The sequence below is a fragment of the Streptomyces huasconensis genome, assembly GCF_021028635.1.
GTDB classification, from domain to species: Bacteria; Actinomycetota; Actinomycetes; order Streptomycetales; family Streptomycetaceae; genus Streptomyces; species Streptomyces huasconensis.
In genome coordinates this window covers 2395730-2417972 of record NZ_CP086119.1, presented here as the reverse complement: position 1 = coordinate 2417972, position 22243 = coordinate 2395730, and the positions used below count along the sequence as shown (strand labels likewise).

The 22243-nt window shown below is 72.2% G+C and carries 16 protein-coding genes and 3 tRNA genes; 9 read left to right on the top strand and 10 right to left on the bottom strand.

All coding sequences use genetic code 11. The annotated features are described in order from the left end of the window. Positions 1–43: 43 nt before the first annotated feature. From J2N69_RS10870 to J2N69_RS10860, 3 genes are all read left to right on the top strand, one after another. Positions 44–1306 (top strand): NAD(P)/FAD-dependent oxidoreductase, encoded by a 1263-nt coding sequence (locus J2N69_RS10870; protein WP_230900545.1) that lies wholly within the window; start codon positions 44–46, stop codon positions 1304–1306. Between the two features lie 54 nt (positions 1307–1360). Then, positions 1361–3259: a DNA primase gene (gene dnaG / locus J2N69_RS10865; RefSeq protein WP_230900544.1), complete on the top strand. Its 1899-nt coding sequence runs from the start codon at positions 1361–1363 to the stop codon at positions 3257–3259. Positions 3260–3401: 142 nt separating this feature from the next. Continuing rightward, on the top strand, positions 3402–4832 hold the full coding sequence (locus J2N69_RS10860; protein WP_230900543.1) for an RNA polymerase sigma factor: 1431 nt from the start codon (positions 3402–3404) through the stop codon (positions 4830–4832). Between the two features lie 102 nt (positions 4833–4934). Here J2N69_RS10860 and J2N69_RS10855 read toward each other — a convergent pair whose 3' ends face one another. The 4 genes from J2N69_RS10855 to J2N69_RS10840 all read right to left on the bottom strand — a co-directional run bounded on the left by J2N69_RS10855 (position 4935) and on the right by J2N69_RS10840 (position 10611). Beyond that, entirely contained in the window at positions 4935–6854 is a 1920-nt protein-coding gene (locus J2N69_RS10855) for an ABC transporter ATP-binding protein (protein WP_230900542.1), read from the bottom strand. Continuing rightward, positions 6854–8587, bottom strand: a complete 1734-nt coding sequence (locus J2N69_RS10850) for an ABC transporter ATP-binding protein (RefSeq protein ID WP_230900541.1) — start codon at positions 8585–8587, stop codon at positions 6854–6856. The genes J2N69_RS10855 and J2N69_RS10850 overlap by 1 nt, the downstream gene beginning before the upstream one ends. Positions 8588–8763: 176 nt before the next feature. Next, positions 8764–10191: an FGGY family carbohydrate kinase gene (locus tag J2N69_RS10845; RefSeq protein WP_230900540.1), complete on the bottom strand. Its 1428-nt coding sequence runs from the start codon at positions 10189–10191 to the stop codon at positions 8764–8766. Between the two features lie 117 nt (positions 10192–10308). Continuing rightward, positions 10309–10611, bottom strand: a complete 303-nt coding sequence (locus tag J2N69_RS10840) for a YtxH domain-containing protein (RefSeq protein ID WP_127912373.1) — start codon at positions 10609–10611, stop codon at positions 10309–10311. A 206-nt stretch (positions 10612–10817) separates the two neighbouring features. Between J2N69_RS10840 and J2N69_RS10835 the strand changes: the two genes are divergently transcribed. The 3 genes from J2N69_RS10835 (at position 10818) to J2N69_RS10825 (ending at position 11220) form a co-directional block, all read left to right on the top strand. Next, a tRNA-Asn gene (locus J2N69_RS10835) sits at positions 10818–10890 on the top strand. Between the two features lie 5 nt (positions 10891–10895). Further along, positions 10896–10968, top strand: a tRNA-Asn gene (locus J2N69_RS10830). A gap of 175 nt (positions 10969–11143) precedes the next feature. Then, positions 11144–11220: transfer RNA gene (locus tag J2N69_RS10825), tRNA-Ile, on the top strand. Positions 11221–11373: 153 nt separating this feature from the next. On the opposite strand, the gene J2N69_RS10820 is transcribed toward J2N69_RS10825, so the two are convergent. From J2N69_RS10820 to J2N69_RS10805, 4 genes are all read right to left on the bottom strand, one after another. Next, on the bottom strand, positions 11374–12579 hold the full coding sequence (locus J2N69_RS10820) for a cytochrome P450 (RefSeq protein ID WP_230900539.1): 1206 nt from the start codon (positions 12577–12579) through the stop codon (positions 11374–11376). A gap of 13 nt (positions 12580–12592) precedes the next feature. Continuing rightward, positions 12593–13159: a cupin domain-containing protein gene (locus J2N69_RS10815; RefSeq protein WP_230900538.1), complete on the bottom strand. Its 567-nt coding sequence runs from the start codon at positions 13157–13159 to the stop codon at positions 12593–12595. Continuing rightward, positions 13156–14232, bottom strand: coding sequence for a type III polyketide synthase (locus tag J2N69_RS10810; protein WP_230900537.1), 1077 nt, complete (start codon positions 14230–14232; stop codon positions 13156–13158). The genes J2N69_RS10815 and J2N69_RS10810 overlap by 4 nt, the downstream gene beginning before the upstream one ends. A 148-nt stretch (positions 14233–14380) precedes the next feature. Beyond that, positions 14381–15472 carry a YihY/virulence factor BrkB family protein gene (locus J2N69_RS10805; RefSeq protein WP_230900536.1) on the bottom strand — a complete coding sequence of 364 codons (1092 nt, stop codon included), beginning with the start codon at positions 15470–15472 and terminating at the stop codon, positions 14381–14383. Between the two features lie 150 nt (positions 15473–15622). Here J2N69_RS10805 and J2N69_RS10800 point away from each other — a divergent pair, with 150 nt between their 5' ends. The 3 genes from J2N69_RS10800 to J2N69_RS10790 all read left to right on the top strand — a co-directional run bounded on the left by J2N69_RS10800 (position 15623) and on the right by J2N69_RS10790 (position 19068). Continuing rightward, a complete protein-coding gene (locus J2N69_RS10800) occupies positions 15623–16021 on the top strand; it encodes a TOBE domain-containing protein (RefSeq protein ID WP_230900535.1) in 399 nt (132 codons plus the stop codon). A gap of 16 nt (positions 16022–16037) precedes the next feature. Further along, a complete protein-coding gene (gene modA, locus J2N69_RS10795; RefSeq protein WP_230900534.1) occupies positions 16038–16829 on the top strand; it encodes a molybdate ABC transporter substrate-binding protein in 792 nt (263 codons plus the stop codon). 166 nt (positions 16830–16995) lie between these two features. After that, the gene (locus J2N69_RS10790) at positions 16996–19068 is read left to right on the top strand and encodes an ABC transporter permease (RefSeq protein ID WP_230900533.1); all 2073 of its coding nucleotides are present in this window, start codon (positions 16996–16998) and stop codon (positions 19066–19068) included. A 21-nt stretch (positions 19069–19089) separates the two neighbouring features. Here J2N69_RS10790 and J2N69_RS10785 read toward each other — a convergent pair whose 3' ends face one another. Continuing rightward, positions 19090–21108, bottom strand: a complete 2019-nt coding sequence (locus J2N69_RS10785; protein ID WP_408056703.1) for a GAF domain-containing protein — start codon at positions 21106–21108, stop codon at positions 19090–19092. Positions 21109–21143: 35 nt separating this feature from the next. Next, positions 21144–22181: a rod shape-determining protein gene (locus tag J2N69_RS10780; protein ID WP_230900532.1), complete on the bottom strand. Its 1038-nt coding sequence runs from the start codon at positions 22179–22181 to the stop codon at positions 21144–21146. Between the last annotated feature and the right edge of the window lie 62 nt (positions 22182–22243).

Sequence of the window (22243 nt, the reverse complement as noted above, 5' to 3'; positions counted from 1 at the left end):
TCCCGGGGGACACCCCCGGCACCCCCCGGCAAGGAGGCATCAAGTGGTCGACGCGCATCAGACGTTCGTCATTGTGGGAGGAGGTCTGGCCGGCGCCAAGGCGGCCGAGACGCTCCGCTCCGAGGGCTTCACCGGCCGGGTGATCCTCATCGGTGACGAGCGTGACCACCCCTACGAGCGCCCGCCCCTGTCCAAGGGCTATCTCCTCGGCAAGGAGGAGCGCGACAGCGTCTTCGTCCACGAACCGGGGTGGTACGCGCAAGCCGACGTGGAGCTGCACCTCGGCCAGCCCGTCGTCGCCATCGACCGCGCGGCCAGGAGCGTGCGCCTGGGCGACGGCACCGCCGTCCACTACGACAAGCTGCTCCTCGCCACCGGCGCCGAGCCGCGCCGCCTGGACATCCCCGGCACGGACCTCGCGGGTGTCCACCACCTGCGCCGCCTCGCCCACGCCGACCGCCTCCGCCAGGTCCTCGCGGCCCTCGGCAGGGACAACGGCCACCTGGTGATCGCGGGCGGGGGCTGGATCGGTCTGGAGGTCGCCGCGGCCGCCAGGGAGTACGGCGCGGAGGTCACCGTCGTCGAGCGGGAGCCGACCCCGCTGCACGGCGTCCTCGGCCCCGAGTTCGGCCAGGTCTTCACCGACCTGCACGCCGAGCACGGGGTGCGCTTCCACTTCGGGGCCTCGCTCACCGAGATCGTCGGCCAGGACGGCATGGTTCTCGCCGTCCAGACGGACGACGGCGAGGAGCACCCCGCGCACGACGTGCTCGCCGCGATCGGCGCCGCCCCGCGCACGGCCCTCGCCGAGGCCGCGGGCCTCGACCTGGCCGAGGCCGCGCACGGCGGCGGCGTGCTGGTCGACGCCTCCTTGCGGACCTCGGACCCCGACATCTACGCCGCGGGCGACGTCGCCGCCCGGCACCACCCGCTCTTCGGCACCGGACTGCGCGTCGAGCACTGGGCCAACGCCCTGAACGGCGGCCCGGCGGCCGCCCGCGCCATGCTCGGCCAAGAGGTCCGCCACGACCGCGTGCCGTACTTCTTCTCCGACCAGTACGACGTGGGCCTGGAGTACTCGGGCTGGGCGCCCCCGGGCACGTACGACCAGGTGGTGGCCCGCGGGGACGTCGGGAAGCGGGAGTTCATCGCGTTCTGGCTGAGTGAGGGCCGGGTGCTGGCCGGGATGAACGTGAATGTGTGGGAGGTCACGGAGACCGTCCAGCAGCTGATCCGCACGGGTGCCCGCCCGGACATCGAGCGGCTCGCGGACCCGTCCGTCCCCCTGGAGTCGCTGCTCGGGTGAGGACGGGGCGGCGGCCGGGGCGGGAGTGTCACAGGCGAGCCGTAGTATTCGTACGTGGCAGGCAGGATCAATGACGAGGACGTGAAGGCGGTTCGGGACGCGGTCCCGATCGACGCCGTGGTCTCCGACTACCTCCAGCTGCGCAACGCCGGGGGCGGAAACCTCAAGGGCCTGTGCCCCTTCCACGACGAGAAGTCCCCGTCCTTCCAGGTCAGCCCGAGCAAGGGTCTCTTCCACTGCTTCGGATGCCAGGAAGGCGGCGACACGATCGCCTTCGTGATGAAGATCGACCACCTCACCTTCTCGGAGACGGTCGAGCGCCTCGCCGCCAAGGCGGGCATCACCCTGCGGTACGAGGAGGGCGGGTACAACCCCAGCCACCAGCGCGGCGAGCGCATCCGCCTGGTCGAGGCCCACAAGGTCGCCGCCCAGTTCTACGTGGACCAGCTGGAGAGCCCCGAGGCCGAGATCGGCCGCAAGTTCCTCGCCGAGCGCGGCTTCGACCAGGCCGCCGCCGCCCACTTCGGCGTGGGCTACAGCCCGGCCGGCTGGGACCATCTCACCCGCTATCTGCGCGGCAAGGGCTTCAGCGACAAGGAGCTGACCCTCTCCGGCCTCTCCCAGGAGGGCCGCCGCGGCCCCATCGACCGCTTCCGCGGCCGCCTGATGTGGCCCATCCGCGACATCGGCGGCGAGGTCGTCGGCTTCGGCGCCCGCAAGCTGCGCGACGACGACAACGGCCCGAAGTACCTCAACACCCCTGAGACCCCGATCTACAAGAAGGGCCAGGTGCTGTACGGCGTCGACCTGGCCAAGAAGGAGATCGCCAAGACCTCCCGCGCGGTCGTCGTCGAGGGGTACACCGACGTCATGGCCTGCCACCTCGCCGGCGTCACCACCGCCATCGCGACCTGCGGCACGGCCTTCGGCGGCGACCACATCAAGATCCTGCGCCGCCTCCTGATGGACAACGGCTCGGCGCGGGTCATCTTCACCTTCGACGGCGACGCGGCGGGCCAGAAGGCCGCCCTGCGCGCCTTCGAGGACGACCAGAAGTTCGCCGCCGAGACGTACATCGCCATCGCGCCCGAGGGCATGGACCCCTGCGAGCTGCGCCTCGCCAAGGGCGACGAGGCGGTCGCCGACCTCGTCGAGCCCCGTACGCCGCTCTTCGAGTTCGCGCTGCGCCAGATCGTGTCCCGGTACGACCTGGAGACCCCCGCGGGCCGTGCCGCCGCCCTGGACGAGGCGGCACCCGTCGTGGCCCGCATCAAGAACAGCGGCGCGCAGCACGAGGTGGCCGTGCAGCTCGCCGGCATGCTCGGCATCCTCGACACGCAGTTCGTGGTCAAGCGCGTGGCGCAGCTGGCTCGTTGGGCCCGCGACCGCGGCGGCCGGGGCCCCGCGCAGCCGCCGGGCAGGCCCCAGCAGGCGTACGCGCAGGGACCGCCCGCGCCCAGCGGCCCCGCGCTCACCCTGCGCAGCCCCGCCCACCGCACCGAGCGCGAGCTGCTCAAACTGGCCCTCCAGTACCCCCAGTTGGTCTCCCCGGCCTTCGACGCGTACGGAGTGGACGAGTTCACCGCCCCGCCCTACGCGGCCGTGCGCCAGTGCATCGAGGAGGCGGGCGGCGCCGAGGCGGGCATCGCCGACGCCCAGGCGTACCTCGCGCGCGTGCGCGACGCCGCGCCCGACGACACCGTCCGCCGCATGGTCACCGAGCTGGCCGTCGAGGCGATCCTGCGCAAGACCGTCGACGAGGTGTACGCGGGCGTGCAGCTCGTCCAGGTCCGGCTGCGCGCCGTCGACCGCCGCATCCGCGACGTCCAGGGCAGCCTCGCCCGCCTCGGCGCGGGCGGCGACCCCCAGCGACTGACCGCCGTGCAGAACGAGTTGTGGGTCCTCCAGCAGTACGGCCAGGCGCTGCGCGATCGCGGGGCCGACGCCCTTTAGGGGCGTGGCCCCGAGGCCAAGGGTTACCCGACATGTAGCCGTACGGACACCGGTCCGGTCACCACGCGGTCACGGAACGGACGCAAAAAGTCACCGCACGCCCCTCGTGGCGGCCGTGTGTCGTACCCCACACTGGGTTGCGGTGCCTGAGTCCTCGGAGCGCGGCCGGCCCGCTGACAGCGGGCCCGAGACCCCCGCGGTTCCACCCATCGTGTCCGGGACGGACAGCGGCGAGGCCGTCGTCCCTCTCCCGTTGCCGCACGCCTCAGCAGCGATCACCCTGGAGGTCGCCCCCGTGCAGACCGAGACCCTCACCCAGACCGACACCGCCGCGCGAGCGGAAGCGTCAGCGGACAGGGATGCGGACGTGGACCCGGCCGCCGACGTCCTGGAGGCGGTACCGCCGCAGAGCCGCGCCCCGCTGCACCCGGAGTCCATGGCGGCCCAGGAGGCGACGGACGCCCCCGACACCCCAGAGCCCTCAGAAGGCCCGGAAGCCACCGCCCTCCTGGAAGCTCCGGAGGCCGCAGACCCCCTGGAAGCCCCGGAAGCCGCCGAACCCCCGGAAGCCCTGGGCTCCCCCAAACCCCCGGACGCCCCCGAGCCCCTGGAACCCGAGACCGCCGACCTCCCCGCCCCCCGCGGCCGCACCGACACCGCCGGCCCGTCCTCCGACCTCTTCCGCCAGTACCTCCGCGAGATCGGCCGCATCCCCCTGCTCACCGCGGCGGAGGAGGTCGAACTCGCCCGCGGTGTCGAGGCGGGCCTCTTCGCCGAGGAGAAGCTGGGCAACACCCCCGACCTGGACTCCCAGCTCGCCCTGGACCTCGACAAACTGGTCGTCAGGGGCCGGATGGCCAAGCGCCGCCTCATCGAGGCCAACCTCCGCCTGGTCGTCTCCGTCGCCAAGCGCTACGTGGGCCGCGGCCTCACCATGCTCGACCTCGTCCAGGAGGGGAACCTCGGCCTGATCAGGGCGGTGGAGAAGTTCGACTACGCCCGCGGCTACAAGTTCTCCACGTACGCGACCTGGTGGATTCGCCAGGCCATGTCCCGCGCCCTCGCCGACCAGGCCCGCACGATCCGCGTGCCCGTGCACGTCGTGGAGCTGATCAACCGCGTCGTGCGCGTGCAGCGCCGCATGCTCCAGGAGCGGGGGTACGAACCCACGCCCGAGGAAGTCGCCGCCCAGCTCGACCTGCCGCCCGAGCGGGTCAGCGAGGTGCTGCGCCTCGCGCAGGAGCCGGTCTCGCTGCACGCGCCCGTCGGCGAGGAGGACGACGTCGCGCTCGGCGACCTCATCGAGGACGGCGACGCCGCCTCACCCGTGGAGTCCGCCGCGTTCCTGCTGCTCCGCCAGCACCTGGAGGCGGTCCTGTCCACGCTCGGCGAGCGCGAACGCAAGGTCGTCCAGCTGCGCTACGGCCTCGCGGACGGCCGCCCCCGCACCCTGGAGGAGATAGGCCGCATCTTCGGCGTGACCCGCGAACGCATCCGCCAGATCGAGTCCAAGACCCTCAACAAACTCCGCGACCACGCGTTCGCGGACCAGCTGAGGGGCTACCTGGACTGAAGCACTCCGCCCAGGAAGCGCCCCCGTCAGGGGCGCGGGGAACCGCGCGCTCAGCCACACGAGACCGGCACTCGCAGAACCCCGACACCCCCCACGACGCCCCTAGTCGACCTCGGCCACCGCCTCCGCGAACTGCGCCGCATAGAGTCGCGCGTACGCCCCACCGGCCGCCAGCAAGGCATCATGCGTCCCCTGCTCCACGATCGCCCCGTCCTCCATGACCAGAATCGTGTCCGCGTCGCGGATCGTGGAGAGCCGGTGCGCGATGACGAAGGACGTGCGCCCGTGCGCGAGCCGCGCCATCGCCTTCTGGATGAGCACCTCGGTGCGGGTGTCGACCGAGCTGGTCGCCTCGTCGAGCACCAGGATCACCGGATCGGAGAGGAACGCCCGCGCGATGGTGATGAGCTGCTTCTCGCCCGCGCTCACCCCCGTGCCGTCGTCGTCGATCACGGTGTCGTACCCGTCGGGGAGCGTGCGCACGAAGCGGTCCGCGTGGGCCGCGCGCGCCGCCTCCTCGATCTCCTCGCGCGTGACCTCCTTCGCCGCGCCGTACGCGATGTTCTCCGCGATGGTGCCGCCGAACAGCCACGTGTCCTGGAGGACCATGCCGATCCCGGCCCGCAGCTCGTCCCGTGACATCCGGGCGATGTCGACGCCGTCCAGGGTGATGCGCCCGCCCGTCACGTCGTAGAACCGCATGAGGAGGTTGACGAGCGTCGTCTTGCCCGCGCCGGTCGGCCCGACGATGGCGACGGTGTGGCCGGGCTCCACGACCAGCGACAGGTCCTCGATGAGCGGCTTGTCCTCGGCGTAGCGGAAGGAGACGTGCTCCATCTCGACCCGCCCGCTCAGCCTCGCGGGACGCTCGCCCGGCACCGGGTCGGCCTCCTGCTCCTGCGCGTCGAGGATCTCGAAGACCCGCTCGGCGGACGCGACGCCCGACTGCACGAGGTTCGCCATCGAGGCGACCTGCGTGAGCGGCATCGAGAACTGCCGCGAGTACTGGATGAAGGCCTGCACGTCACCGATGGACAGCGAGCCCGACGCGACCCGCAGACCGCCCACCACGGCCACCAGCACATAGTTGAGGTTGGAGATGAAGAACATCAGCGGCTGCATGACGCCGCTGTTGAACTGCGCCTTGAACCCGGCCTCGTACAGCTGGTCGTTCTGCTCGGCGAACGCCTTCGCCGACTCCTCCTGCCGGCCGAACACCTTCACCAGGGCGTGCCCGGTGTACATCTCCTCGATGTGCGCGTTCAGCTTGCCGGTGGTCTTCCACTGCTGCACGAACTGCGGCTGAGAGCGCTTGCCGACCTTCGTCGCCACGAGGAACGACAGCGGCACGGTGACCAGCGCCACCAGCGCGAGCAGCGGCGACACCCAGAACATCATGATCAGCACGCCGATGATCGTCAGCAGCGAGTTGATGAGCTGGCCCACCGTCTGCTGGAGCGTCTGGTTGATGTTGTCGAGGTCGTTCGTGGCACGGCTCAGCACCTCGCCGCGCTGCCGCTTGTCGAAGTACGACAGCGGCAGCCGCGACAGCTTCTCCTGTACGTCGCCACGCATCCGGAAGACCGTCTTGTTGATGGCGCGGTTGGAGAGCCGGGTCGCCACGGCCATCAGCAGACCGGCCGCGAGGAACGTGCCGAGCGCGAGCAGCAGGACCTCGCCCATCGCGCCGAAGTCGATGCCCTCGCCCGGCGTGAAGTCGACGCCGGTGAGCATGTCGGCCATGCCGCCCTCGCCCCTGGCGCGCAGGCCCTCGATCGCCTGTTCCTTCGTCAGGCCGTCCGGCATGTCCCGGCCGACGATGCCCGCGAAGAGCAGGTCGGTCGCCCTGCCGAGGATCTTCGGGCCGAGCACGGAGAGCGCGACGCTGAGGACTCCGGCCGCGATCATCCCGTACATCGTGGCGCGCTCCGGCCGGAACTGCGCGAGCAGCCGCTTCCCGGAGGCCTTGAAGTCCATGGACCGGGAGTCGGGGCCCATCATCGGTCCGCCAGGACCAGCCATTACGCGGCCTCCGCTTCCGTCAGCTGGGAGAGCACGATCTCCCGGTAGGTCTCATTGCCCGCCATCAGCTCGTGGTGGCTGCCGGTGCCCACGACCCGGCCCTCGTCGAGGACCACGATGCGGTCGGCGTCCCGGATGGTGGAGACGCGCTGGGCGACGATGACGACGGTCGCCTCCGCCGTCTCGCGGGACAGGGCGCCGCGCAGCGCGGCGTCGGTGGCGTAGTCGAGCGCGGAGAACGAGTCGTCGAAGAGGTAGATCTCCGGCCGCTGTACGAGGGTGCGCGCGATGGCCAGCCGCTGGCGCTGACCTCCGGAGACGTTGGTGCCGCCCTGCGAGATCGGCGCGTCCAGCCCCTCCGCCAGGCCCGTCACGAACTCCTTGGCCTGCGCGACCTCAAGGGCGTGCCACAGCTCCTCGTCCGTCGCGTCCGGATTGCCGTACCGCAGGTTGGTGGCGACCGTGCCCGCGAAGAGGTACGGCTTCTGCGGGACGAGGCTCACGGTCCGGGCGAGCAGCGCGGGCCCGATGGCGCCCACGTCCACCCCGCCGACCAGGACCTGCCCCTCGGTCGCGTCGATCAGCCGCGGTACGAGGCTGAGCAGCGTCGACTTCCCGCTGCCGGTCGACCCGATCACGGCGGTCGTCTCACCGGGCCTGGCGACCAGGTCGATGCCCTTGAGGACGGGCTCCTCGGCGCCGGGGTAGCGGAAGCCCGCGCCCCGGATCTCCAGGTGGCCGTGGCGGCGCAGCTCGCGCACCGGGTCGGCGGGCGGCACCACACTGCTCTCGGTGCTCAGGACCTCCTCGATGCGCTCGGCGCAGACCTCCGCGCGCGGCACCATCATGAACATGAAGGTAGCCATCATCACGGACATCACGATCTGCATGAGATAGGCGAGGAACGCGGTGAGCGCGCCGATCTGCATGGCGCCGCTGTCGATGCGCTGCGCGCCGAACCAGACGACCGCGACCGACGAGATGTTCACGACGGTCATGACGATCGGGAACATCAGCGCGTTCAGCTTGCCGGTGCCGAGCGAGATGTCGGTCAGGTCGGCGTTGGCCTCGCGGAAGCGCTCCTTCTCGTACGCGTCCCGCACGAAGGCGCGGATGACGCGGTTGCCGGTGATCTGCTCGCGCAGGACCCGGTTCACCGTGTCGAGCCGCTCCTGAAGGGTGCGGAACAGCGGACGCAGGCGCCGCACGATGAGGCTGACGCTGATGCCGAGGACGGGCACGACGGCGACGAGGACACCGGAGAGCGGCACGTCCTGGCCGAGCGCCATCACGATGCCGCCGACGCACATGATGGGCGCGGTGACCATCAGCGTGAACGACATCAGGGCCAGCGTCTGCACCTGCTGAACGTCATTGGTGGTCCGCGTAATGAGCGAGGGGGCGCCGAACTGGCCCAACTCGCGCGCGGAGAAGGACTGCACGCGGTCGAAGACGGCGGCCCGCATGTCGCGCCCGAGGGCGGAGGCGGTCCGCGCGCCGTAGAAGACGGCGCCGATGTTGCAGACCATCTGCACGACGGTGACGGCGATCATGATGCCGCCGAAGGTGAGGATGTAACCCGTGTCCCCCTCGACGACACCGTTGTCGATGATGTCGGCGTTCAGGGTGGGCAGATACAGCGCGGCGCACGTCTGCAGGAACTGCAGCAGCACCAGCAGGGCGATCGGTTTCTTGTACGGACGCAGGTACGTCCGCAGCAGTCGTATGAGCACGCTCGGTCTCTCGAGGAGTCGGGTGTCGGCACGTAGGGCGAGGTCGCCCCCTATCCTGCGACACCCGACCCGCCCAGCGACAACCGATTAACCCATGACCGGGTCAAAATTCAGGCCCGGTCAACAACTGGGTCCGCCCAAGGGCCGCGAAGTGCTCCCGCGGAGCTGAGCGAGGGTCAGGCGAACGCGCCGGGGTGCGCCTGCTCCCGGACCGTCGTGTACTGCTGACGCACCGCCTGACCCACCGCCAGTTCCTCGCCCGGCTCGAAGATCTGCGCCGCCGCACCCTGCCAGAGCGGGAGCTGACCGGTCAGCGCCCACGCGGCCTGGCGCGCCGCGCCGATCGCGGCGTAGTCCGCGGGCTGCGGCACCACGACCTGGGTGCCGAAGAGCATCGGCGCCGCCGCCTGCACGGCGGGCAGCTCGGCGGCGGCCCCCAGCAGGAACACCCGCCGCACGTCCACCCCGCGCACACGCAGCACGTCGAGCGCGTCGCCGAGCCCGCAGAGCATGCCCTCGAACGCGGCCCGCGCCAGATGCTCCGGCTTCATCGACTCGCGCCGCAGCCCGGTCAGCGTCCCCGCGGCATGCGGCAGGTTCGGGGTCTTCTCGCCCTCCAGGTAAGGCAGGAGCGCGAGGCCGTGCGCCCCCGGCGTCGACTTCATGGCGAGCGCGGACAGCTCCTCCAGATCGGTGACGCCCAGCATCTCGGCGGTGCCGCGCAGCACCCGCACCGCGTTCATGGTGTGCACCACCGGCAGATGCATCCCGGTGGCGTCCGCGAGCGAGGTGATCATCCCGCGCGCGTCCACCAGCGCCTCGTGGTGCACGGCCATCACCGACCCCGAGGCGCCGAGGGACACCACGGCGTCGCCCTGCCGCACCCCGAGCCCGAAGGCGGCCGCCATCGTCTCGCCGGTGCCGGCCGAGATCAGCAGCCCCTCGGGCGTCGTCCCGGCGGGCTCGGCGGGACCGATGACCTCGGGCAGCATCGCCTGGTGCCCGAGCGCCAGCTCGACGAGATCCGGGCGGTACGCGCCGGTCGCCGCCGACCAGTAGCCGGTGCCGGAGGCCCCGCCGCGGTCGGTCGTACGCCGCGCGGGACGGCCCAGGAGCTGCCAGACCAGCCAGTCGGGGGCCTGCATGAGGGCGGCCACGTGCCGCGCCGCCTCCGGCTCGGTCCTGGCCAGCCAGCGCAGCTTCGTCACGGGCTGCGCCGCCTGGGGCACGCACCCCACGGCCTGCGCCCAGGCCTCGCGGCTGCCGAGGCCGTCGATCAGGTCCACGGCGGCCACCTGCGCCCGGCGGTCGTTGCCGACGAGCGCGGGCCGCACCGTGTTGCCGTGCCCGTCCAGCGGCACCAGCGCGTTCTGCTGGGCGGAGACGCCGATGGCCTGCACGCCTTCGAGCAGCCCGCCGCCCGCCGCCTCGCCGAGGGAGAGCAGCCAGGCCTGCGGGTCGACGTCGGACGGCCGGCCGCCGCCCTCCGCGCTCTCCAGCGGATGCGGGGCGTAACCCTGCTTGAGTACGGCGCCCGTGTCCGTGTCACAGACCACGATGCGCGTGAAATCGGGCGAACTGTCCAACCCTGCGACTATCCCCATGCCAGGAATTCTGCCGCACCGCGCCAGGTGTCCCGCACCCCAGGCGGCACAAGACCACCGGCGGCACGGAGGCCACCGGTGGTCCGGGGGGGCAGGGGTTGGCTCGCGCCCCGCCGCCTAGGTGTTGCTCGTGCCCCAGTCGTCCTGGGCGGAGCCCTGCCCGCGCTCGCGCAGCGACCGCACCCGGTCGGCGACCGAGTCGGGCATCCGGTCGCCCATCTTCTCCGACACCGTATGGAAGGCCTTGCCCGCCACCTCGCGGCCCTGCTGGCCCGCGGACTCGACGGTGTTGCGCACGGCCGGGTTCTGCGCGATCTGGCGGGCGGACTTCCTCAACTGCTCGTATCGCTCGCGTCCGGCCCGGGTCCCGAGCACATACCCGAGAGCCAGTCCCGCCACGAATGTGAGCCGGTATCGCATGGCTGCCACCCTTTCCTTGCGTCGGCGTCGCACGTCTGTCGCACGGCTGTCACGCGTCTGTCGCTGGTCTTTCGCTCGCCCGCTGGTCGGCCGAGGGGATACCGATTGGCGGAGCACCCCCCTGCTTGCGCTAATGTATGTGTCGCAGCGAGCGCCCGCCGCCCGGAGAGTTCCCAGGTAGGTGCGTTCGATGCAAAACGAGACGATCCCCTGTAGCTCAATTGGCAGAGCAGCCGGCTGTTAACCGGCAGGTTACTGGTTCGAGTCCAGTCGGGGGAGCTCGGTCTCCTGTAGCTCAATTGGCAGAGCAGCCGGCTGTTAACCGGCAGGTTACTGGTTCGAGTCCAGTCGGGAGAGCTGTACGGAAGGACCCTTGAGGAACCTCTCAGGGGTCTTTTTCGTGCCCGGTGGAACCGCGCGGGCCGCCCTGAGGTCATCATGGTCGAGCGTTGCCGACCATGCGAAGCAGGAGATCGTATGAGCGGCTATGCTGCGGCAGACGGCGCGCACAAATGTGCGCGACGCGCCGTTAGGGGCGGTAGCTCAGCCGGTTAGAGCAGCGGACTCATAATCCGTCGGCCGTGGGTTCGAGTCCCACCCGCCCCACCAGAGCGTCATGGCGCAGGAACGATTCCACCTGCGCCTACTGTGCCCCTCGGTCGGCCGCCCCGCGATGAGCGACACGCTGTGGATCGTCTCCCCGGTCGGGGCCTTCTGGCTGAGCGAGCAGCGCTCCGGTCGGTACGCCCGAGCCCTGACCGACTACCACGTGACCGGCAGTGTCACCGGTCCTCGGATGAGTACGTCCTTCTGCCAGGGCACGTTCTCGGGGGTGACGGCCAGGCGCAGGTCGGGCAGGCGGGTGAGCAGCGTGGTCAGGAGCAGTTCGGCTTCCATGCGGGCCAGCAGCGGTGCCACGCAGTGGTGGGGGCCGTAGCCGAAGGCGAGGTGGGGCGGGCCCTCGCGGTCGATGTCGATGCGGTGCGGTTCCGGGTAGCACCGGTCGTCCCAGTTGGCCGCCACGTACGAGACGTAGACGGCCTCGCCGCGGCGGACCAGGACGCCTCCCACCTCCACGTCCTCGGTGGCGATGCGGGCCTGTCCCACGCCGTGCTTGTGGGGAATCCAGCGCAGCAGTTCTTCCACGGCCGCCGGCACGGCCTGCGGGTCGGACCGCAGGCGGCTCCTGAGGCTGTCCTCGGTCAGGAGGAGGTAGGCCATGTTGGAGGTGTGGTTGCGCACTGCGTGCCAGCCGTTGAGGGCCATCAGCGTGGTCAGGGCGAGGAGTTCCTCCTCCTCGATCCTGCCGCTGTCCACAGCGGCCCCCAGGTCGCTGATGAGGTCGTCCTGAGGTCGGCTCCGGCGTTCGCGGGAGAGTTCGAGGAAGTAGGCGCTGGCCTCTTCCCTGATCAGCCGTGCGCCCTCGACCTCCGCCTCGTCCCTCGCCCGGGTCAGGATGGCACTCGCCCACGTGCACAGCCGCGGCCGGTCGGCCTCCGGCACACCGAGCACCACTCCGATGACGTGCATGGGGAAGGGCGAGGTCACGTGCTGGATGAGATCGGCGGGTGGTCCGGCCTCGACCATGGAGGCGACGAGCCGGTCGAGCACGGCTTGGGCGCGGGGGCGCAGGGCCGCCATGCCGGAACGGTTGAACGCCGAGGCGACCACGGAGCGGACCCGGGTGTGGTCGGGCGGGTCGACGAAGCTGACCGCCCGGTCCAGCGGGATGAGGTACCTGTTCATGGTGGGCAGCGGCCGGCCGACGATGTCACGGCTGAACCTCGGATCAGAGGTGACGAACCGGACGGTGTCGTGCCGTGTCGCCAGCCAGCACTCGCCGGGGGCTCCGTGGGGCAGCCGGACCCGGATGACCGGGGCGGTCTGCGACGCCTGGCGCAGAAAGGGGTCGAATTCGAGGGCCGGCAGGTCTGACACGTCGTACAGCGGGGCGGTCTCGTCCTGCATCACTGGCTCCTCGTCATGGCCGGCTCGGCGTCGGCGGATCGTGGCGCAGCGGTGTGAGCTGCTCGATGTCGTAGCGGCGGCGGAGTGCGGCGATGGCCTCGTGGTCCACGGGCCCGTCGGCGGAGAGGATCTCCAGGAGTTCCTCGAAATAGCGTTCGTGGTCCGGGGGCGGGGACGACTGGAAGAACATCCGGGCCGGGGCGCCGCTGGAGTTGGCGAAGGCGTGCGGGCAGCCGGGCGGGACCAGGATGACCGTGCCGGGCGTGGCGCGGACCACGCGATCGCCCCGCGGCGACCGCCACCCCCGCCAGCTGTCCGCGGTGCGTACGCGCGGCTCGAAGGCGAGCACGTCCAGTTCGCCCTCGAGGACGTAGAACAGTTCCTCGCTGCGGGTGTGCACGTGGGCGCCGACGTCGAAGCCCGGCGGTACGCGCACCTCGAAGCTCGAGGAGAAGCGCGACTGCCCGCCGGTCACCTTGAACGTCACGTCCTGGGCGGCCGCACGCAGGGTGCGGCCTTCACCGGGCGGCACGACCAGGCCGCTGTCCGACGCCGCCGTGACCAGCGGATGGGCCGTCATCGGGTCTCCCGGGGCGCGGGGCGCGGCGTGCGGTTCCACCGGCCCAGTGCCATCTCGGCGGTGATGCCGGGGCCGAACCCGGCGAGCAGGCCGCGCGCCTGGTCCGCGGCGCCCCCTTCGTCGAAGAGCCGGCGCAGCGCGTCCAGGACGACGGCGCTCGCGATGTTCCCGTACTCGGTGAGGGTGGCCCGGCTGTGGCGGAACGCCTCCGGCGGCACGCGCAGGAAGGTGCTCAGGTCGTCGAGGATGCGCGGCCCGCCCGCGTGCACGATGTAGAAGTCGAGGTCGGCGGCGTCCCAGCCGTGCTCGTCGGCGAGGGCGGACAGCGCGGGCGCCAGCGGCTCCATGGTGCCCGGTACGCGCTTGTCCAGCAGGAAGTGGAAGCCGGTCGCCCGTACGTCGTACGCGATCCACTCCTCCGTCTCCGGGATGAGGTACGAACCGTTGCGCTCCAGCCGGATGCCGTGGCCGCCCGTGCCGCGTACGACGGCGGCGGCCACGCCGTCGCCGAACAGGCCGTTGGACAGCAGTGATCCGACACCGAGGTCGGTGGGCTGGTAGCACAGCGAACAGAACTCGCACGCCACGATCAGCGTGTTCGCTCCCGGGTTGGCGGTGCAGAAGTCGTGCGCCCGGTTGATCGCCGCCCCGCCCGCCGCGCAGCCCAGTTGCGCGATCGGCAGTTGGCGCGTGGTGGACCGGAAGTCTATTGAGTTGATCAGCCAGGCGGTCAGCGACGGCATCATGAAGCCGGTGCAGGACACGTAGATGATCATGTCGATGTCCGCGGCCCGCAGCTCGCCGTCCTCCAGCGCGCGCCGCACGACCAGCGGTACCCGGGCCTTCGCCTCGGCCGCGTACCGCCGGTTGCGCTCCTCGAAGCCCGGGTGCATGAGCGTCTCGGCGATCGGCTGCACGAGGTGCCGGGTCCGTACCCCGGTGTTCTCGATCAGCCGCAACGCGAGGGGCAGCTGAGGATGGTCAGCATGCCGCGAGCGTGCCAGCTCAAGCGTGTCCTCCATGGTGATGACGTATTCCGGAACCGAAACGGCCGGCCGACACAAGGTCGCCATCCGACACCCTTACTCCAGCGGGCACGCGAGTGCCTTCATTGACCCGACACGTCTTAAACGAACACAAACCTGTCAGGTCACCCGTTTTCTCCGAGAAAAGGTCGACGGGTGCTGAAAACGGGTCACGGCCCCGGGCCGGGGGGCCGGGTCAGGAGGCCGGGTCCGGGTGGTGGGAGTCGCGGGGGTGGGGCCAGGTGCGGGTGTCGCGGGGCTCCACGTACGGCTCCTCCTCGGCGGGCATGCCGCCGCTGATCGCGCGCTGGCGGGCCAGCTCGGCGTCGAACTCCAGGCCGAGCAGGATGGCGAGATTCGACAGCCACAGCCAGACCAGGAAGATGACGACACCGGCCAGCGTGCCGTACGTCTTGTTGTACGAGGCGAAGTTCGCGACGTAGAGGGCGAAGCCGCCGGAGGCCAGCAGCCACAGGAGTACGGCGAGCACGCTGCCGGGGCTCAGCCAGCGGAAACCGGGGCTGCGGACGTTGGGGGCCCGCCAGAAGAGCAGGGCGATCATCAGGATGACGATGATCAGGAGGACCGGCCACTTCGCGATGGACCAGGCGGTGAGGGCCTCGTCGCCCAGTCCGATGGCGCCGCCCGCGCGTTCGGCGAGGGGTCCCGTGAAGACCACGAGCAGCGCGCTGACGGCCAGCAGGACCATCAGGATCAGCGTCAGGGCGATGCGCAGGGGCGTCAGTTTCCAGATCGGGCGGCCTTCGGGGAGGTCGTAGACGGCGTTGGAGGCGCGGATGAAGGCCCCCACGTAACCCGAGGCCGACCACATGGCGAGGACCAGACCCGTGATGGCCACCACGCCGCTGGTGCCGCCGCTGTCCTCCAGTTGCCGTACGGCGTCGCTCAGCAGGTCGCGCACCGGGCCCGGGGCCAGCTTGTCCAGGTTGTCCAGGACGGAGTCGGTGGCCTTCTTCCCGATCACGCCGAGGATCGAGACCAGGACGAGCAGGGCGGGGAAGAGCGACAGCACGCCGTAGTAGGTCAGGGCGGCGGCCCGGTCCGGCAGGTCGTCGTCCAGGAACTCCTTGCCGGTGCGCCGCAGCACCGACCACCAGGAGCGGGCGGGCAGATCGGTGGGCTCGTCGGGGGCGGCTTCCTCGACCTCGGGGCCCGGGCCGGCGCCGGGCCCCGGGTCGGTGTCAATGTCGGACCGGTCGCCGTCACCGTCGTCCTCGTGTTGATCCTTGGGGTCGTCTTTGGGGTCGCGCTTGCCGAAGAGTGCCATGCGGGGGCGAGTTGGCCGACCGGGGCGAGATATGCCTGACGACCTGCGGCAGTCACGCTCTTGTAGCTTTCGCCATGCAGGCTCGCATCTGCCATGGAGGAACGCCCTGAATATTTCAGATGCCGCCTGATCGGGCTTATCTTGTCGCACATGCAGTCCTACACGATCGGGCAGGCCGCGCGTCTGCTCGGGGTCAGCCCCGACACCGCCCGCCGCTGGGCGGACGCCGGACGGGTCGCCACGCACCGCGACGAGGGCGGGCGGCGCCTCATCGACGGCCGTGACCTGGCCGCCTTCTCCGTCGAGATCGCGCAGAGCGGCGGCGCGGCCGAGGGCGACGTCCCGTACACCTCCGCCCGCAACGCCTTCCCCGGCATCGTCACCGCCGTGAAGCTCGGTGACGTGGCCGCCCAGGTGGAGATCCAGGCGGGTCCGCACCGCCTGGTCTCGCTGCTCACCCGGGAGGCGGTGGAGGAACTCGGTCTGGAGGTCGGCGTGGAGGCCACCGCCCGGGTCAAGTCCACCAGCGTGCACATCGACCGCGCCTGAGCGAGGAGCCCCACCCATGTTCCCGATCCATCCGAAGTCCCCTGCCGTCCGCCGCGCCGCCGCGACCGTCGCGCTGCTCGTCCCGCTCGCGGCCGCCTGCGGCGGTGACGACGACAGCGCTGGCAAGAAGGGAGGCGGCAAGGACGTCCGCCTCACGATCCTCGCCGCCTCCTCCCTCACCGATGTCTTCGCCACCGCCGAGAAGGCGTACGAGAAGGACCACCCGGGCACGGACCTCACGGTCTCCGCCGCCGGTTCGCAGGAGCTGGCCGCGCAGGTCAAGCAGGGCTCGCCCGCCGACGTGCTGGTCACGGCGGACACGAAGACCATGGACGGTTTGAAGGCGGAGACCGGCGCGCCGACCGTGATCGCCAAGAACCGGCTGGTGATCGCCACGCGCGAGGGCAACCCGGACCGCGTCAAGGGACTGAAGGACCTCGCCCGCCGCGGCCTGAAGGTCGTGCTCGCGGACGACACCGTGCCGGTGGGGCGCTACAGCAAGGAGGTCCTCGACCGGCAGGGCGTCGCGGTGAAGCCCGTGTCGAAGGAGGCCAACGTCCGCTCCGTGCTGAGCAAGGTCGAACTCGGCGAGGCCGACGCCGGCATCGTCTACCGGACGGACGCGGCCTCCGCGCCCGGGAAGGTCGACGCCGTCGAGATCCCGGCCGAGCAGAACGCCGTGGCGTCCTACCCCGCCGCGACCCTCAAGGGGTCCGCGCACGGCGCTGCCGCCGCCGCGTTCGTGAAGTGGCTCGGCGGTTCCGAGGCGCAGAAGATCCTGCGGGACGCGGGCTTCCAGAAGCCGTAGCGGGCGGCCGCGGCCGGGGAAGCCGGCCCGGCTTCCCCTTGCGGGACTTCGACTTCCGGGCGCCCTCCGCCTCCCCGCAGCGGGCGCCCGGTCGTACGCCTCCGCCTCCTCGCAGCGGGCGCCCGGTCGTACGCCCCGTGTCAGACCACCGACCCCAGGACCGCCGATGAGCCGCCCCCGCCCCCGTCCGCTCACCCGCTCGACGGGCCGTCCCCCGACGCCGCTGGCCCTCGCGCTGCCCGCGGTGCTCGCGGTCGCGTTCCTGCTGATGCCGCTCATCGGCATCCTCGTCCGCACCGAGTGGGGTGACCTGGGCACCCACCTCTCCGCGCCCGGGGTCACCCAGGCCCTGAAGCTGTCCATGCTGGTGTCCTTCTGGGCGCTCGGACTCTCCCTGCTGCTCGGGGTGCCGCTGGCCTGGCTGCTCGCGCGCGTGGACTTCCCCGGCAAGGCCTTCGTACGGTCCCTCGTCCTGCTGCCCATGGTGCTGCCGCCGACCGTCGGCGGCGTCGCGCTGCTGCTCGGCTTCGGGCGGCGCGGGCTGCTCGGGCCGTGGCTGGAGAGCACGTTCGGGATCGTGCTGCCGTTCCACACCTCCGGCGCGGTGGTCGCGGCGACGTTCGTGTCGATGCCGTTCCTCGTGATCAGCCTGGAGGGCGCGCTCGGCGGGCTGCGGCCCGGCTTCGAGGAGACGGCGGCGTCGCTGGGGGCCTCTCCCGTACGGGTGTTCCTCACCGTCACGCTGCCGATGGTCGCGCCCGGGCTCGTCGCCGGGGCCGCGCTGACCTGGGCGCGGGCGCTGGGCGAGTTCGGCGCGACGATCACCTTCGCGGGCAACCTCCCCGGGACCACGCAGACGCTGCCGCTCCAGGTGTACCTGCTGCTCCAGGACTCCCCGGAGGCGGCGACCTCCCTGTCGCTGCTGCTGCTCGCCATCGCCATGGCCGTGCTGATCGGACTGCGGGGGCGGTGGTCGGCCGGGGCGACCCTGCGGACCGCCGGGCCGGCCGCGGCACCGGGGGACGGCTCGGTGGGGGCGGGGGAGGGGGCTCGGGGCGGGCCCGGCCCGCTCGCCGAAGCCGCAGCTTCACAGGGCGACGGCCCGCAGAAGAGCGGCCCGCAGAAGAGCGGCGCTCAGGAGGACGGCCCGCAGAAGGACGGCCCGCAGAAGGACGGCCCGCAGAAGGACGGCCCGCAGGAGAAATGGGGCCTGCGCGCCGCCGTCACCGGCGCCAACGAACTGACCCTCGACGCGGCACCCGGCACCACCATCGCCGTCGTCGGGCCCAACGGCGCGGGCAAGACCACCCTCCTGCGCGCCCTCCTCGGCCTCACCCCCCGCGCCCACGCCCGGCTGAGTCTCGGGGACCACGACGTCACCGCCCTGCCGCCACACCGCCGGGGCGTGGCCTGGGTGCCCCAGGAAGGCGCGCTCTTCCCGCACCTGAACGCCCTCGGCAACACCGCCTACGGACTGCGCGCCCAGGGCGTCCGGCGCGCCCGGGCCCGCCACGAGGCGCAGGCCTGGCTGGACCGGCTCGGCGTCGGCCACCTCGCGCACCGCAGGCCCGCGCAACTGTCCGGCGGGCAGGCCCAGCGGGTCGCCCTCGCGCGGGCGCTCGCGGCCCGGCCCCGGCTGCTGCTCCTGGACGAGCCGCTCGCCGCCCTCGACCAGACCACCCGCGCCCACGTACGGCACACCCTGCGGCGCCACCTCGACGGCTTCGGCGGGGTCTGCCTCGTCGTCACGCACGACCCCGTCGAGGCGGTGTCGCTGGCCGACCGGGTCCTCGTACTCGACGACGGGCGGACGTTGCAGGACGCGCCGCCCGCCGAGGTCACCCGGCATCCGCGGTCCCCCTGGGTGGCCCGCATGCTCGGCCGCAACGCCTGGCCGGGCACGGCCGCCGCGGACGGCACGCTCGTCCTGGCGGGGGAGGGGCGGCTGGTCGTCGCCGACCCGCCGGCCGAGGGCACGCGGGCGCTCGCCGTCATCGCGCCGGAGGCCGTCTCCGTGCACCGCGACAGGCCCGAGGGCAGTCCGCGCAACGTGTGGCGCGGGACGGTACGGGAGATCACCGCGGCCGGGAGCAGGCTGCGGGTGCTGGTCGCCTCGGGGCAGGCGCCCGACCTGGTCGCCGAGATCACTCCGCAGGCGGCGGCCGAACTCGGCCTCGCCGACGGGGCGGAGGTGTGGACCAGCGTCAAGGCCACGGAGGTGACGGTGGTCGCGCTCTGACACGGGGCCGCCGGGCTGCTTTTACAGCGGTGCCTGCCAGGTCACCGTCGTGCCCGCCTTCACGCCGTCCGTGTCCCCGTCGTCGTACACCGTCAGGCGTACGCCGTCGCGGCCGTCGGGGAGGGTGGCCCGCGCGTCGACCGCCACATCGACCCGGGTGACGCCGGTACGGCGCGACACGGCCGCCAGGGCGCGGCGCAGGGCGGCGAGGAGATGGCTCGCCGCCGGGTCCGCGATCCGGGTGTCGACCGCGCCGCCGAAGTGCACCGAGGGCTGGACGCCGAGGATCGCGGCGGCGCCCGCCGTCTCGCGCAGGACCTTGCCGCGGAAGGTCGTCGGGGCGTCGGCGGGCGGCTGCTGGAGGGCGAAGATGGCCGTGCGGACCTCCTGGATGGTGGACTCCAGCTCGTCGACGGCCTGGTCGAGGGTGGCCTCGACCTTCGGCGAGCCCGCCTTGCGGCGCGTCGACTCCAGCATCATGCCCGTCGCGAAGAGCCGCTGGACGACGAGGTCGTGCAGGTCGCGGGCGATGCGATCGCGGTCCTCGAACACCGCGAGGCGCTCCCTGCTCTGCTGGGCGTCGGCGAGGACGAGCGCGAGGGCGGCCTGCGAGGCGAACTGCGTGGCGAGCAGCCGCTCGGCGGCGGTGTAGGCGGGCGCGCCCCGCCTGCGGGGCAACGCGAGCGTCCCGATGAGCCGACCGCCGGCCTGGAGCGGCAGCATCATGCTGGGCCCGAACCGGAGACGTACGTGGGTCGTCATCCGGGGGTCGGTCGCGGAGTCCTCGATGAACACGGGCTCACCGCCCAGCAGTTGGGCGAGGACTGCGCTGCCGGGTTCGATGGTGGTGCCGATGAGGTCGTTGTAGCCGGGGGGTGGGGGCAGAGGAGGGCGCGAGGGGGTGGGCGGCGGCGTGCCTGCCGGGGTGGGGGTGGTGTCTTGGGCCGGGGAGTGCTCGGCGGGGGTGGGTTCGTTCGGTGGGGGCTGCTCCGCGTGGGCGGGTTCGCCCGGTGGGGGCTGTTCCGCGTGGGCGCGTTCGTTCGGTGAGGGCTCTTCCGGGCGGTCGTGTTCATTGGGCGGCGGCTGCTCCGCGTGGGCGGGTTCGTTTAGCGGGGTGTGCTCCGCGTGGGCGGGTTCGTTCGGTGGGGGCTGCTCCGCGTGGGCGGGTTCGTTCGGTGGGGGCTGCTCCGCGCGGTCGGGTTCGCCCGGTGGGGGCTGCTCCGCGTGGGCGGGTTCGTTCGGTGGGGGCTGCTCCGCGTGGGCGGGTTCGTTCGGTGGGGGAGCATCGGCTCGCGACGGCCGGTCGGGTGTGGGCTTCTTCGGCCGGTGCTTCCTCTCGCTCCGGGCTTCTTCGCCCGGCGGGGGCGTTGCGGTCGCCGAGGGTGTCAGGTCGGCGGGCCTGGTGCGGTCGCCCGCCGAGGCGCCCCAGCCGTGGGGGGCGCCGTCCGTGGCGGCGGCGACGATGCGCATGCCGCCCGCCTCGGTGGGCTGGAGGATCACGCCCGCCGCCGCGCCCGCGAGGGTGCGGGCCCGGTCCGCGACCGTCATCAGCGCGTCGGCCGCGGCCTCACCGGTGAGCAGGGCCGTGGTGACCGCCGCCGCCCCCTCGATCCAGCGCTCCCGCTGCCGGGCCGCCTCGAACAGGCGGGCGTTGCCGATCGCGATGCCCGCCTGGCTCGCCAGGACCGTCAGGAGCTGCCGGTCCTCGGCCGTGAACGCACCCGTCTTCTTCGCGAGCACGAGGTCGCCGAACACCTCGTCCTGGTCGGGGATCGGTACGCGGATGACGTCGCCGCCCGGCTCCTCGACGGGGCCCCGCCCGGGGCCGCCCGCCACAAAGGTCTCCGGCGCCCCACCGGCCCCACCGGCACCGGCACCGGCGCCGAGCGTGCCGTGCTCTGCCCCCGTCAGCCGGGCCGCGCTGTCCACGATGTGCTGGAGCGTGGCACGCAGTTCGAGGTCCGTGCCGACGCTCAGGACCGCCTCCAGCAGCGGCATGGGGGGCAGCGGCACGTCCGCTCCGTCGGGCATCTCGGTCACGCACTCCGTGTCGCCGTGTCGGGACAGCGCGCCGGTCAGCCGGACAGCGGGTCCAGGACCAGCGGCTGGATCTTGCCCTCCAGCATCGCACCGAGGCCCAGCACGGCGCACACGTCCGGCCGTTCCGCGATTTGCACGGGCATTCCGGTCGCGTCCCGCAGCATCTGGTCGAGTCCGGGGAGCCGCGCGCTGCCGCCGACCATCATGATCCCGCGGTCCGCGAGGTCGGCGACCAGGTCCGGCGGGCAGTCCCGCAGCACCTTGCCGATGCCGTCGAGCACGGCGGTGAGCGGGGTGTGGATGGCGTCGCGCACGGCGGCGGTGTCGACGTGGACCGAGCGGGCCAGGCCCGTCGCGACGTCCCTGCCGTGGATCTCCGTGGACTCCGGGCCGTGCGGGGTGAGGCCGTTGCCGCTCAGGGCGAGCTGGAGGGGGCGTACGGACTGGGAGGGCAGCATCAGTTCGTGCTGGTGGCGCAGGTGCTGCACGATCGCGTGGTCGATGGCCTCGCCGCCCACGGGGATGCGTTCGGCCGTCACGATCGAGCCCATGGACAGCACCGCGACCTGGGTCGTGGCGGCGCCGCAGACCAGGATCATCGTCGCCTCGGGGCGCTCCACGGGCAGGCCGCAGCCGACGGCGGCCGCGATGAGCGTGTCCACCAGTTCGACCCGGCGGGCGCCGAGCCCGACCATCGTCTCGATGGCCGCGCGCTGCGCGAGCGGGTCCGCGTCGTGCGGGGTGCAGGCGGCGGCGCGCAGCCGCGGCTTGCGGCGCAGGGCGCGGCGGAGCTTCTCGCCGAGCAGGTGGCGCAGCATCCGCTGGGCCATCTCGATGTCGACGACGGTGCCGCCGGACACGGGGCGGACCACGCGGATGTAGCCCGGTGTGCGGCCCGTCATCTGCTCGGCGAACTGGCCGACCGCGATGAGGGCGCCCGTGCGGGTGTTCACGGCGGCGGCGCTCGGCTCGTCGACGACGAGGCCCGCGCCCTTGACGAACACCCGGGTCCGCGCGGCCCCCAGGTCGACGGCGATGTGGCAGCGGCGCAAGTGCTCCAGACTGACGGTCATGGCAGGTGGTCCTCCCGAGAGCGCAGACCGTACGGGCCGACGGTCGGCGGCCCTGTCTCGCA